The organism is Hydrogenovibrio halophilus DSM 15072, from assembly GCF_000384235.1.
Classification (GTDB): domain Bacteria; phylum Pseudomonadota; class Gammaproteobacteria; order Thiomicrospirales; family Thiomicrospiraceae; genus Hydrogenovibrio; species Hydrogenovibrio halophilus.
The window spans coordinates 1664260-1678500 of the sequence record NZ_KB913033.1; the positions used below are offsets into that span (position 1 = coordinate 1664260).

Annotated in this window: 8 protein-coding genes; all 8 read left to right on the top strand. The window is 54.4% G+C overall.

Annotation, left to right across the window (positions count from 1 at the left end; genetic code table 11):
- The first annotated feature begins 1 nt into the window (after window position 1).
- Entirely contained in the window at window positions 2–2662 is a 2661-nt protein-coding gene (locus A377_RS12800; RefSeq protein ID WP_083919130.1) for an ATP-binding protein, read from the top strand.
- Window positions 2659–5475, top strand: a complete 2817-nt coding sequence (locus A377_RS12805; protein WP_019895757.1) for a response regulator — start codon at window positions 2659–2661, stop codon at window positions 5473–5475. The genes A377_RS12800 and A377_RS12805 overlap by 4 nt, the downstream gene beginning before the upstream one ends.
- Window positions 5459–7369: an ATP-binding protein gene (locus tag A377_RS12810; RefSeq protein ID WP_083919131.1), complete on the top strand. Its 1911-nt coding sequence runs from the start codon at window positions 5459–5461 to the stop codon at window positions 7367–7369. Before A377_RS12805 ends, A377_RS12810 begins: the two co-directional genes overlap by 17 nt.
- A 40-nt stretch (window positions 7370–7409) precedes the next feature.
- Window positions 7410–8204 (top strand): phosphate/phosphite/phosphonate ABC transporter substrate-binding protein, encoded by a 795-nt coding sequence (locus A377_RS12265; protein ID WP_019895759.1) that lies wholly within the window; start codon window positions 7410–7412, stop codon window positions 8202–8204.
- Window positions 8204–10441, top strand: a complete 2238-nt coding sequence (locus A377_RS12815) for a hybrid sensor histidine kinase/response regulator (RefSeq protein ID WP_019895760.1) — start codon at window positions 8204–8206, stop codon at window positions 10439–10441. The genes A377_RS12265 and A377_RS12815 overlap by 1 nt, the downstream gene beginning before the upstream one ends.
- 124 nt (window positions 10442–10565) lie before the next feature.
- Entirely contained in the window at window positions 10566–11165 is a 600-nt protein-coding gene (locus tag A377_RS0108040; RefSeq protein WP_169338016.1) for a response regulator, read from the top strand.
- 1065 nt (window positions 11166–12230) lie between these two features.
- Window positions 12231–12512: a hypothetical protein gene (locus A377_RS0108050; RefSeq protein WP_019895763.1), complete on the top strand. Its 282-nt coding sequence runs from the start codon at window positions 12231–12233 to the stop codon at window positions 12510–12512.
- A 221-nt stretch (window positions 12513–12733) separates the two neighbouring features.
- Window positions 12734–14227, top strand: coding sequence for a GAF domain-containing protein (locus A377_RS0108055; protein WP_019895764.1), 1494 nt, complete (start codon window positions 12734–12736; stop codon window positions 14225–14227).
- Window positions 14228–14241: the final 14 nt, after the last annotated feature.

Genomic DNA, 14241 nt, shown 5'->3' on the forward strand with positions numbered 1-14241 from the left:
CATGCTAAAAACGTCCCTTTTGCGACATAATCGCCAGCTGATTATTTTCAGTCTGATTCTGCTGCTGCTTCTGGGGGCCTTGGCCACCTGGGGCGCTCACCAGCATTTTCTTGCCAAAACCCAATCCGATCATGTCGCCACCCAGACGGCTTTGCTCAAGGAACGCATCGACAAAAAAGAGAAAATTCTGCATGGGGTTATGCTGGCCCTGTCCCAGAATTCGGCGATTCAGAAGGCCCTGGCGTACGAAGACCGTGATGCGCTGGATCGGGAATTGGGGCACTTGCGTGATACCTTTTCGACCTGGACCGGGTTTGACAATTATGGTTTTCATGCCATTACTTTTGATGGCCGTTCGCTCTATCGTTCTTACGATCTGGATTCCTTCGGTCAGGATGTCAGCACCCATCCGATGCTTCAGCAAGCCATGACCGATCTGACAGAGGCGGTGACGCGACTGGAATTGAGCGGATTTGGTGACGCCTATCGAGTGGTTAGTATTCAGCCCGTGTTTGCCGTTGACGACCCGCAGGAACTGGTGGGGTTTATTACGGTTTCACAGGGGTTGAAACAGGTTCTGAATGAATTTTCCGATCAGGGACATGCGTACGCGGTGTTTCGAAAAGGGCGCGTGGCCGATTCTGACAGTGCATCAAGCTGGGGGGTGGATAACGCGGCTTATTTTTCCGGGCAGGCTGTGTCCGATTGGCGTTTGAATGCGCAATCCATGCGTGCCGGTGAGCTTCACGAAAAAGGTCAGTGGTTCTATTTTGTCCAGCCATTGAATTTTGATGCGTCCGGAGACGCGCCGGAGGCCTACCATCTGGTTGCCACGCCCAGGGAACGTTTGCTGGACCAGGCCTGGGAAAAAACCTTTCAGGTGATCTGGGTGCTGATTGCGGCACTGATCGCTCTGGTTCTGGGCGGGCTCATGCAGTTGGGCCTGTTGCATTTTAATGTGCTGAAACCTCTGCGCGGATTGACTCAGACCATGCGCAACATCGTCGATACCCAGCGTTATGACCAGCCGGTCTGGATCGACAAGGACGATGAAATCGGGGAGGTGTCGCAGGCGTTCAATCAGTTGTTGCAAAAAACCAATCGCGTGTTGTTCGATCTGAAATACCTGAAAATCGCGATCGACCAGACGCTGATCGTTTCCCGGGCGGCCCCCACCGGCACCATTACCGACGTGAACGACAATTTCTGTCAGATCAGTGGTTATGCGCGTGAAGAACTGATCGGACAGCCGCACAGTATTATTCGCCACCCCGACACGCCGTCGGAGACGTTTCGCGATTTGTGGGCCACCATTCAGCGTCATCGGATCTGGTCGGGTGAGATTCAGAATCGGCGCAAAGACGGCAGCAGCTACCATGTGATGTCGCACATTATCCCGATCCTGGACGCGGAAGGCCGATTGGTGGAATACCTGTCAATCCGCCAGGACATTTCATTGATTGTGTCGCTACGGGAAAGTCTGCAGGCTTCGGTCGAAGAAGCGCAGAAGGAAAAAGCCCTCGCTCAGGAAGCCAACCAAGCCAAATCCCAGTTTCTGTCGTCCATGAGCCACGAGTTGCGCACGCCTTTGAATGCGATCATCGGGTTTTCACAGTTGATGGAACTGTCGGAAATGGAGGCGCAGCAGACGCAGCAGCTTCAGACCATTCAGGCCAGCGGCAAACATCTGCTGCAGTTGATCAATGACATTCTGGAGTTTGCCAAACTGGAAGTGGGGCAGTTGCCGATGCAGTTTGCGGTGACCGACATGGTGGCACTGACCGATGAGGCCACCCAGCTGATCGCCGCCGACGCCAAAGCGCAGGGCATTCGGCTGGAAAGCGAGCATCAGTCCGGTGCAGCTTTCGCTTATGTGGATGCTTTGCGTGCGAGGCAGGTGATGATCAATCTGCTCAGCAACGCGATCAAGTACAACCGTCCAGAGGGTCGGGTATCGGTCACCTCCAGACAGGTTGACACAGTAGACGGCCAGGCCTGGCAATTGCAGGTGGCCGATACCGGCATTGGCATGTCACCGGAACAATTGTCGCAGCTGTTTGAGCCATTCAACCGTCTGGGCCAGGAATCTTCCGGGGTGGAGGGCACCGGCATTGGCCTGAGTATTACCCGCGATTTGATTGAACAGATGCATGGCCGAATCGAGGTGCGCAGCCAGCCGGATCAGGGCACAGCCTTTCTGGTTTACTTCCCATTGGTGGAAGCCGGGGAGAGCGTTGATCCTGACAGTGACAGGCCAGTGCCTGATCCGGCTGCAAGAAAAGCCAGCGGCCAGACGGTGATGGTGTTGTGTGTGGATTCCGATCCGGGGCGTATGGCGGCCCTGTCCGAGGCGGTGGAACCGTTTGACCGGGTGACCCTGACAATCGCGCCCACCTGGGACAATGCGCAGGACCAGTGGCGGCACAGTTGGCCTCATGTGGTGGTGTTGAATGCCTGTGACTCGGAGGTGCCAGAGCGGGTGGCGACCCTGAAGGCCGAATACGAGGAAGCCGGACACGCTCTGCAATTATACGGGATGGTGGAAAAAACCGATCAGGCCGTGGCGTTGTGTCATCAGACGCTGTTTGATGCCTTGCTGCCCCTGCCGATTGATCAGGCGCATCTGCACGCACGTCTGACCGCAGTGAGGTTGGGTCTGTGAATCAGTCAGTCAAACGGCCCGATCTGACTCTGGAGGGGCAGAAACTGTATTTGCTCAGCCCGGATTGTACCGGCTCGGATCTGTTGCACACAGAACGCTTGCGGTCTCTGTGTCATGCCTTGGCGGCCAGACAGATTGAACCGGTGGTGATCACGCGTTTTGATGAACTGGCGGCCATCTGGCACCAATCGGAGCCGCCGGCCATGCTGGTGTTTGATGCCTGCGAGGATACACGGTGGCGTTTGTATGACTGGTTGACTCAGGTTTCGGACACATTGTCTCAGCGTACCTCTCTGGTGTGGATGGAAACGATTGATCGACTTGATGCGCGTCTGGAACTGTACCAGCAGGGGGTGTGCGAGGTGCTCGACCCCGGTCAACCCGTGCAATGGCTGGTGGAAAAGCTGGCAGAAAGGCTGATGTTGCAACAGACGGACCCTTACCGGGCCTTGCTACTGGACGACAGTGATGTGGCGTTGCAGATTCAGACGGCGTTGTTGGAAGAGGCCGGGTTTGTGGTGGTGGGCCACAGCGATCCGCATCAGGCGTTTGCGGAACTGAGCGGGTTTGAACCGGATGTGCTGGTACTGGATTTGTACATGCCCGACGTTTCCGGTCAGGCGTTTGCCTGGGCGGTCAGGCAGGGTCGTACCGACGCCGAATTGCCCATTGTGTTTGTGTCTGGGGAAGACGCGTTTTCGCATCAGTTGTCCGCGTTACAGCAGGGTGGGGACGATTTTCTGGTCAAGCCGGTCAATCCGCACGCATTTGTGGAAACCGTGCGCCTGCGCGCGCATCGGGCCCGCCAGTATCGCTATCTGTCGGAAAACATTCGCCATCGGCTTTATGAACAGCAACGCCTCAATGATGCGCTGGACCATCATGCCATTGTCAGTGTGGCCGATCGGGCCGGACGCATCACCCAGGTCAATGACCGTTTCTGTCAGATCAGCGGTTATCGCCGTGAAGAATTGCTGGGGCATACCCATCGACTGATCAAATCCGACCGCCACCCGCCCGAATTTTTCAGGACACTCTGGCGCACCATCGCTTCGGGAAAAGTCTGGCAGGGCGAAGTCTGCAATCTGAGCAAAAGGGGGGAGGAATACTGGGTTTATTCTACCATCACCCCGTTTCTGGATGAGACGGGCAAAATTTATCAGTATGTGTCGATCCGAACCGACATGACCCATGTCAAGGCGATTGAGCAGGAGCTGCAAAACCGGGTCTGGGAATTGAACGAGCGGGTCAAAGAAAACCGTTGTCTGAACCAAGTGATGCAGACGTTGGCCGATGACACCCTGGAAGAATCGACGATGCTGCAGCAGGTTGTGGCGCAAATGCCAGCAGGATGGCGCTTTCCCGAGTTGACTCAGGTCAGGTTGACGCTTGGGGACCGCATCTGGCAGAGCCACGACTTTGTTGAAACCGACGGTTGCCGGGAGGCCACCTTGTCGGTGGGCGAACGCGAGGGCCATTTGCAGGTATGTGTGCAGGCTCAAGACGATGAAGCGTGCGATTCCAGTGCCCGTTTTTTGGCGGAAGAAGAAACGTTGTTGTCACAGATTGCGCTGCAGGTCAGTCTGGCTCTGGGACGGCGGGAGGATCAGATCCGGTTGCTGCAGACCAAATTGCAGGCGGAAGAGGCCAACCAGGCCAAGTCGGAATTTTTGTCGTCCATGAGCCATGAATTGCGCACGCCGCTGAATGCGATCATCGGGTTTGCCCAGTTGCTGGCCTCACAGAAGTTGCCTGCGCCAGTCCCGGCGCAGGTGCGGACGATTGAGCGCAGTGCCAACCATCTGCTGCAGTTGATCAATGATGTGCTAGCCTTTGCCAAACTGGAAAGCGGCAAGGCCGAATGCCAGCGGCAACCGGTTTCGGTGGCGCCAATTCTGTCGGAAATCATGGCCATTGTGGAATCGGATGCCATGCACCATGAGATTCGACTGGAGATGGCGGATATGGCCTCTGCGCCGGTCATTCTGGCCGACCCTCTCAGACTGAAACAGGTGCTGTTGAATCTGATGTCCAATGCGATCAAATACAACCGCCAGGGAGGCAGGGTGTCGTTGGACTGGCATCAAAGTCATCGCGAAGACATCCCTTGCTGGTGTCTGAACATCGCCGATACCGGCGTGGGCATGACCCAAAACCAGTTGGCACGATTGTTTGAACCCTTTGACCGGCTGGGGTATGAAACATCCGAGATTGAGGGCAGCGGCATTGGTCTGAGCATCAGCAAGGATCTGGTTGAGCTGATGGGAGGCTGGCTTGAGGTGGAAAGCGTGCCGGATGAAGGCAGTGAGTTTTGCCTGTGCCTGCCTCTGGCGGAAAACGATGCAACCCAGGCGTCAACGGGTATAAACACCGACATCGACGCTTCGGCGAAATCGAACCCGCTTGCCAGCCGCGAAATAAAACTGCTGGACATTGTGGACCGTCCCCAGGCCATGGCGCTGACCGCCTCTGTGGTGGAACCCATGCCGCAGGTGACGCTGAAAATTGCGCCGTCGCTGAAAAACGGTCTGGAGCAGATTTCCGCCTGGCTGCCCGATATGATTCTGCTGGATGTGCCCCTGGCCGAAAAGCAGGACGGCCAGGCGCTGACGGCGTTGCGGGATCAGCTGAAAGGCCGCCCCGTGCCGGTTTACGCCATGACCGAGGAGGTCACCGGACAACAGATTGAACAGCTTGAACAGGCCGGGTTTGATGGTGTTTTGACCAGGCCTGGTGACGCATCGGTTTTGCAGGCTCTGATTGAGCAACGACAACAACAATTGATTGAAAGTGAGAATGACAATGAAAGCTGATGCCATGATCCGCTGGGTAGAGCGGTTGTCGCCCTTGATTGCGGTGTTTCTGATTCTGGGGATTTCCGTGGTTTTCTGGCTGCATTATGTGCAGACGGAGCAACGTTCGCATCGCATTGCCGTGGAAGACGCGTCCAATTTTTCCCATTCGGTTGCTCAGTACCGCAATTTTTACGCCACCCAGATCATTCCGGCTCTGGATCAGTATGACGTGCCGGTCACGCACGATTATGCGATCGAAGACGGCAGCATTCCGCTGCCGGCCACCTTTGCCATTGATTTTGGTGACAAGCTGTCGGAAGAATCGCAGTACAGGGTCCGTCTCTACAGCGACCAACCTTTTGCCTGGCGGGAAAACGGGGGCATTCGGGATGCGTTTCAAAAAGACGCGATGGACTATCTGCGCGACCACCCGGCTGAAAGCTACAGCCGCTATGAAGTGATCGACGAGCAGAAGGTGCTGCGGTTTGCGGTGGCCGATGTGTTTAAAGACCAGGCCTGTGTCAGCTGTCACAACAGCTATCCGGGCACCCCCAGAACCGATTGGGTGCTGGGCGATGTGCGCGGGGTGCTGGAAGTGCAGCGTCCGGTGTCGTCTCTGCAGGCGGTGAGCAATCAGTCGGCCTGGGTCACCTTTGGGGCCATGTTGCTGATGGCGCTGACGGCCACACTGATTCTGTCTCTGGTGCTGCGACGGATGAAACAGGCCCTGGCCACATCGCGCCAGCAACAGAAAGCCTTGTCGCAAGCGCGGGATGAAGCCGAAAGGGCCAACCAGGCCAAATCCGATTTTCTTTCGGCCATGAGCCATGAGTTGCGCACCCCACTGAATTCGATCATCGGCTTTTCGCAGTTGCTGGAACTGGAAGATCTGAGCGCGGATCAGAAAAACCAGATCGGCATCATTCATGGCAGTGGCAAGCATTTGCTGCAACTGATTGACGATGTGCTGGCGTTCGCCAAACTGGAAAGCGGTCAGCTTCGAATCCAGATCGAAGAAGTCAACGTCAAGTCCGTGATTCAAGAGGTGCTGACCCTGACGCAGCAGGAGCGTGATGCGAGGGGGATCGAACTGGTATTTGAACCGGTCCGGTCCGAAGAATATCTGAATGTGGATCGCCTGCGATTGAAACAGGTGGTCCTGAACCTGATGAGCAACGCGATCAAATACAACCGCGAAGGCGGGCAGATTCGATTGAGTTGTCGAACGCTGACGCAAGAGGGTCGACCCTACTGGGCGATGACCATCGCGGATACGGGAGAAGGCATTGCGCCGGACAAACTGGAGCAGTTGTTTGAACCCTTCAACCGGCTGGGATATGAAAATTCGGACATTGAGGGCACCGGCATTGGGTTGAGCATTACCAAAGATCTGGTGGAAACCATGGAAGGCTCGATTGAGGTCGAAAGCCAAGTGGGCGTTGGGACGACATTTTCCATTGCGTTTCCACTGGCCCGGGAAACGGCCCGGACCGGGTCCTGTGATGCGTCCACTGAAGCCTCCGCTCAGGAGTCGATGGCCAGTTGTGTTTATGCCGCAACCGACCCTCAGGCTCTGCAGGCGGTGTCGCAATGGGCCGAAACCGCTGGCGCGCAGCTGGCGTTGCGCATTGCCCCGACCCGGAACAATCTTCTGGATCAGCTGGCTCAGCGTCCGCCTGATGCGGTGATGCTGGATGTGGCTTTTGTGCTGGCTCAGCCGGATGCTCAGCATTTTTTGACTCAGTTGAACGAGCGCTTGACGACGCAACCGGTGCTGTTTCTGTATCAAACCCGGGAACAGGCCGATTTTTGCCAGGCCTGGTTGTCGTATCAGCCCGCCTGGGCGTGTCGGGAGTTTGAAGCCGAGGCGGTGAGCGAATTCTGGCAGGCTCATTTGTTGAATGACATCTGATGGTGGAGTGAAAATCGTGCGTTGGATGATGGTTATAGGAATGGGGTGGCTTCTGGCCGGTCAGGTCTGGGCGCAAGACCGCCTGATACTGGGTGTGGTGCCGCAACAAAGCCCGTTAAAGCTTTATCAGAACTGGCAACCGGTCGCGGCGCATCTGTCAGGCGTGACCGGTCGGGAAGTGGTGTTTGAAACCGAAAAGTCGATTGCCGAGTTCGAAACCCAGTTGGCCAAGGGGCGCTACGATATGGCTTACATGAACCCTTATCATTATGTCGTGGCGCACCAACAACAGGGGTATCTGGCCAGGTTCCGCCGGGAAGGCGATATTCGGGGCATACTGGTGTCAACCCATTCCACGTTTGAACCGCAGAAACTTCTGGCCAGACCGGTGCTGTTTCCTTCGCCCAATGCGTTTGCCGCGACTCTGGTGATCAAATACGAAATGCTGGAAAACTTTGATCTGGCGATTGAGGCCAAAGGGCTGGTCCGTTATGTGAATTCGCATGACTCGGTTTACAAAGGCGTGGCCAGAGGCGTGGGCGACTATGGCGGGGGCGTGGAACGAACGTTTCGTGCTTTTGATGCGGACGAAGACAAAGGCAAACTGCAGGTGGTGTATCGCACGGCCCCTTATCCCAGCCATCCGATTGCGTTTCATCCCCGCCTGACGCCTGCCACGGCCAGCCAGTTGACGCAGGCCTGGCAAACCCTGCCGCAGAAGGTGATGGATCCATTGGGGTTTGCGCGTCTGATGCCAGTGGAGGATGACGATTATGCGCCGATTCGTGCCTTGCGGGCGCGTCTGTCGGTGAAACCTGTGAGCGAAGGAAAGTAATGTCGTTTCGTTACAAATTCCTGCTGACGTTCATTCTCGCCGAAGTGCTGTTTGTGTCCGCCATCGTGGCTTTGAATTTTGCGGCCCTGAAAGAGACCTCAGGCAAACTGGTTTCAGACCAGTTGACCTCTTCCGGTCAATTGATGGCCGAGTCGGCCAAGGTGCCGTTGCTGGTCAGGGATCTGGCCACATTGGACAACGCCCTTGAAACCTTCATCGGACTGAAAAACATTGTCGCCGCCGGGGTTTGGGATGAGGAAGGGCGACCGTTGTCGATAAAAGGCAACAAGGCATTGCTTGATCAGTTCTCCACCCTGATGCGTTCACACAACCTGAATCGGGAAAAAACCTGGCTGGCGCTGTCTGCGCCTGACATGCAGGCATCGCAATCGCTGCTGGGACACCAGGTGGATGTGACCATGGAAGAACACCGGTTGGGGCAGGTTCGCTTTGTGTACGATGCCTCCTCACTGGTGGCCATTACCGAACGCAACCGCAACTGGACGCTGAGTGTGTTTGCGATTGAAATGCTGTTGGCCACCATTGTGGCGTTGTGGCTTGGGTGGCGGATCACCCGTTCCCTGAGCACGTTGACCGGTACGGCGATGAAGGTGTCCCGGCATCACGATCTGAGCGAAAGCGATTTTCCCAGAAGCAATGATGAAATCGGACAGCTTTCCGAGGCCATGAAAATCATGGCCGACCAAATTGCCGAGCGCACGCAAAAGCTGCAGCAAGCGCAAAGTTCGGCGGAAGCGGCGAATCGGGCCAAATCCGAGTTTGTGGCCAATATGAGCCATGAAATCCGCACGCCATTGAACGGCATTATCGGCTTGAGCCAGTTGCCCAAACAATCGGTTTCAAGAGAGGAAATGGCCGGTCGACTGGAAAAGGTCTGTGCTTCCGGTCAGCTGCTGTTGACCATCATCAATGACATTCTGGATTTTTCCAAAATCGAAGCGGGCAAGATGACGGTGTCGCCGCAACCGACCGATTTGAAAGCGTTGGTAAAGGACTTGTCGGGTTTGTTTGAGACATTGGCGCAGAGCAAGGGGCTGGCGCTGAAAGTGGAGCTGGAAGAACCGCTTTCACCGTGTGTGACCCTGGACGCCATGCGTTTGAAGCAGGTGTTGAGCAATCTGATCAATAATGCGATTAAGTTTACCGAGCAGGGTGGCATTGCGATCACAGTGCGAGGGCACAAAGCCGATGATCACCAGGCCTGGTTGTTTTTTGAGGTCGCAGACACAGGCATCGGCATGACCGAAGCGCAACAGACACAGCTGTTTCAGGCGTTCAGTCAGGCGGATACGAGCATCACCCGTGAATATGGCGGCACGGGTCTGGGATTGGTGATCAGCCAGAAACTGGTGCGACTGATGGGGGGCGATGCGATTGCCCTGGACAGCCAGCCCGGAAAAGGCTCACGGTTTTCGTTTGCTCTGCCTTATGCGGCCTGTTCGGAATCCGAAACACTCGATACGGACTCAGACACATCGCCTTCGAAGAGCATTGAACCGGAACAACAGCGCTTTCAGGGGCAGGTGCTGCTGGTGGAGGACAATCTGATCAATCAGGAAGTGGCCAAAGCCATGCTCAAGGCGTTGGGATTGTCGCCAGTGGTGGTCAGTCGTGGGGCCGAAGCGGTTGAGGTGTGTCAGAAGCAGTCGTTTGATCTGATTTTAATGGACATTCAGATGCCGGGCATGGACGGCTATGAAACCACGCGCCGCATTCGTCAGAGACATCCGGCGGTCCCGATCATTGCGCTGACGGCAGCGGCACTGATCGAAGACCGCGACAAAGCACTGGAAGCCGGGATGAATGAGCATTTGCCCAAACCCATTGATTTTCCCAGTCTGTCGCACTGTCTGAGTCAGTACCTGCCTTGTCAGAACGAAGCGGGTCAGGTGGGTCAGAAAGGGTTGTTGCTCTGGGCCGCCGATCCGAACTGGCTCAAACCCTGGTTGCATCGGTTCAAAGCGCATTCGCGCGTGTATGTGGCCCCCGATCGCCAAAAGGTGAAAGCACTTCTCGACAAAGAAGCCAACATTCACCTGGTCGCGATCGTCGACCCGATACCGGAACAGGAGATTCTGCTGTTGCGAGAACGTCATCCCCGGATCGATTGGCTGATTCTGATGTCGGACAACGACGATGCCGAAGTGGACTGCGAACAAAACGGACTGAGCCGTCTGACCCCGAAAGCGCTTTTGGATGCCATGCGACAGTCATGACGAATAGGGTGATGGATGCGCTTTTTCTGTTACTTTTATGCGTTTGGTTTCTTTTGTTGCGTTCTTTTGTCGTAAAATAGACCAAAACGAATCATGGTAAATGGCCAAGGTGAATAAACGCATTATGACGGAAACAACCAGAATGACTTCGGACGACTTTATCACAACCACCAAAGCCTGCGAGCTACTGGGTGTGTCCAAAACCGTGATCAAACGGATGGTGGATCAGGGAGAGATTGATTCATGGCGAACCACAGGTGGCCACAGGCGTTTGAGCAAAGCGTCGGTGATGGCGCATCTGGAAGCCATCCGCGGGACTTCCAACACGGTGGTCCCGGCGGATCACACGGTTCGCGTGATGATTCTGGATGACGATCCCGTGACCCAGTCCATCATTGCCAACTATCTGGATCGGTTTTTTGCTGACGTGGATTACGAACAGGCCATGGATGGGTATGAAGGGCTGATCAAAGCCGGTCAGGGCAATTTTGATCTGATTCTGGTGGATCTGCACATGCCGAAAATGGACGGCTATGCCGCCATTGATGCACTGCAATCTCTGGACACCACTCAGCATACCACCATCGTGGTCATCACCGCCGATGAGCGCAAAGACGTGGATATGGATCGGTTGGGTGATGAAAAAGTGGTGCTGACCAAGCCGCTGGCGCTGGATGTCATCGGCCAGTTTGTGCGTTATGAAAAGGCGATTAAGTCAGTCTGACTGAGCCATCATTGCACGGGTTCCCTGGACGAAACGAAGCACTCGGAGCCGGGAAGCGAAATACTCGACGTCCGAAGAAGCACATCGAGAAAACAGGTTCCTGCGCGACCTCTGCACAAATTCATGAATCGAAGAAACGACAGTCAACATTCAGGTTAGGCGATTTGACGTCCCTTCCGTTCCAAAAAGCGACGGAACTGTCTGGTCGCGCGATCCGGCGTGGCCATATTGATGCGGCAGTGAGAACACTGCAGATAAAAGCAATCGGCTTCTGAGGGTTTCGGGATAAGCCTGCCGATTTTGCAGGCCTGGCAGAGGGGATGTTGGTTGATTTGTGACACGTGATCGGTTCCTTTTGTATTTGTCTCCGGGGCACCGATTCCCGAGAGCTATTTTTTGAGCGTTCTTCGTGTCATGAGCAAAGAACGCCTGCTTGATATGGCCCAATTGTAAGGAGTGCAACCCTGGGCTTTCGTTCGTTCTACCTTTTCGATACGAACTGAAGGGCATTATGTTCGATTGATTCAAAAAAACAAATCCGATCTTTTTTCCCTCCAATAAAAAAAATTCATTTTAGTGTTCACTGATGTTTGTGTCTTATCGAGTGAAGGGCGTACCAGACAGATGCATAACTCAGCCGGGCAGATCCGATTTTTCCATCCTTTCCTTTATCGGGATAATGAGTCAAAGAATTTGTATTTGCAGAACCTGAATGCCTGTTTTTTAAAAACAGGGTATTTAGCTTATGAGGTATCGCCTTTTTATGATTGACTTGTTGCGGTTATTGAGATTAAAATTTATTATGTATTTTCCTTGTTTTTTCAATTTTTGAATGACTGCCGATACCATGAGCATTATTACGAGAAGAGATTGTTCGTCCCAAAGTTGAACAAAATCTGTCTCAGGAAGACCTTTTCCGTTTTGATTTTTTCGTTTTGATAAAGCGCAAGGTTGTTCATACATTGCCGAATCTGAAAAATAGGTCCTGTCTGGTGAATACTTGTGTTTTTTGTTCATGGTTGTTTGGTGGATAATAGGGTATTTAAGAATATTAAAAGGATGGTTATGAAAAAAGCACTCGAAAAATGGATGCAGCAAAATCCGGAGAAATCCATGGGCCGTGGCCGAAAAAGCCGTTTTACCGAGTTTGAAGACGAATTGGTTGCGCTGTTGAAAGCCGGTTACACCACGCAAAAAGTGGCGCAGTATCTGAACGAGGTCGAAAAAGTGCCTTTCAAGAAAAAAGACGGCAAATATGTGGTCGCCGCTCTGTCAAACTATTTGCGCGATCTGTCGCAAAAACACGGCATTGTCCGCAAACGAGGTCGTGCTGCGATTTCCAGCTGATCCTTCTGCAAATAAGTCTGCAATAAAAGGGAACGAATGGACACGGCTGGCCGATGCCAGCCCATGATCCGTTTCCATTCAGCCTCTCAGAGAATTTCTTCTATGGCATTCTCTGAGAGGCTTTTTGCTTTCTATGAGTTGCACAACTCGTTTTGATTTAGGCAATTGTCCCGTTGTGTAATATGCTTATAATGGTTGCAAACCGTGATGAGCATACGAGTATGAAAGACAACGCTGTGTCCGATCCTTCCGGATTGCATCCTTGTGAAAAAGAAAAATTGCCTTGGTCAGGCCAGATTCAGCCATTCGGTGCCTTGATCGGGGTGGACAAAACCACCTTGAGCGTGACCCATGCCAGTGCCAATACGGCAGAGGTGTTGGGTCGGGCTCCCGAAACACTGTTTGGCCTGTCGGTGGAGGCCCTGTCATCCCAGCTGGCTGTGATTCTGGAGGAGATGGCATTTGAACCCACCGATCAGGTGTTTGAACGCCAGGTGGCCCTGGATGCCCATCCTTACTGGTTGCGGATCAGCCAGGATGCCCGTCATTACGTCATCGACATTCAATCCTACGACAAATCCGTTCAGGTGGCAGGCGCTTCGCCGGAACTCACACAAAAGCTGGCCTATTCTCCCGATACCGAAGAAGGCGCGCAATCCCTGTTCGATGCACTGGTAACGCTGGTTCGGCAATTGACCGGTTATGACCGGGTGATGTTGTATCAGTTTCAACCGGATTGGAGCGGTCAGGTGGTGGCGGAAATCCGACGCTCGCGGCTTGGCAGTTACCTGGATTTGCGCTTTCCAGCCTCGGACATCCCCAGAATTGCCCGGGATCTGTATGTGAAAAATGCCTCACGCACCATTTGCGATGCAAAAATGGACCCGGTTCCGATCTTGTCGGCCACGCAACAACCCATTGACCTGACCCATTCCGATACCCGCAGTGTGTCTCCTGTGCATTTGCAGTACCTTCAGAATATGGGGGTCTCGGCTTCCTTTTCCCTGCCGATTGTGATCCATCAATCCCTCTGGGGGCTGGTGGCCTGCCATCATTACACCCCCAAGCATCTGTTGCCCCAGGTCAAAAAACAGGCGGTCACCCAGGTAGACCGATTCCGCAGGGCACTGCACGGTTATCTGGCCAAACGCAAAATGCAGCATTATGATCAGCGTGAGGCGGTTCTCAATCAATTGGCCAATCGTCTGGGCCGTCTGTCCGACCGCCAGGCACTGCTTGACCAGTCGGCACCGGAAGTACTGGGGCTGTTGCATGCGCAGGGGTTTGCCTGGGTGGATGACGGTGCAATGCTGACAGCGGGCATTGTGCCCGACGCCTCGGCATTGAAAAAACTGGATGAATGGTTTCAGCAGGGCTGTGATGATTCGGATGTGTTTGTGAGCGACAGCCTGAAACGCGATGCTTTCGAAGACACAGGCCTTAAGGATGTGGCCGGGATGCTCGCAGTGCGGGTATGGAAGCAGCATCAATGGCAGCGTTGTTACTGGTTTAAGGAAGAAGTCGTGCGTGATCTGGTCTGGGCGGGAAATCCGGACAAACCGATCATGGAAAACGCAGACGTGGCCTCTTTGTCTCCCCGACGGTCATTTGACCGATGGGTGGAAACCCGCCGGGATCACAGTGCGCCTTTTGAGGATTTCGATGCGCTGACAGCCAGGCGGTTTATTCATGTGCTTTCCGAACGCGTGGGTTAAGGCGAGCTAAGGCG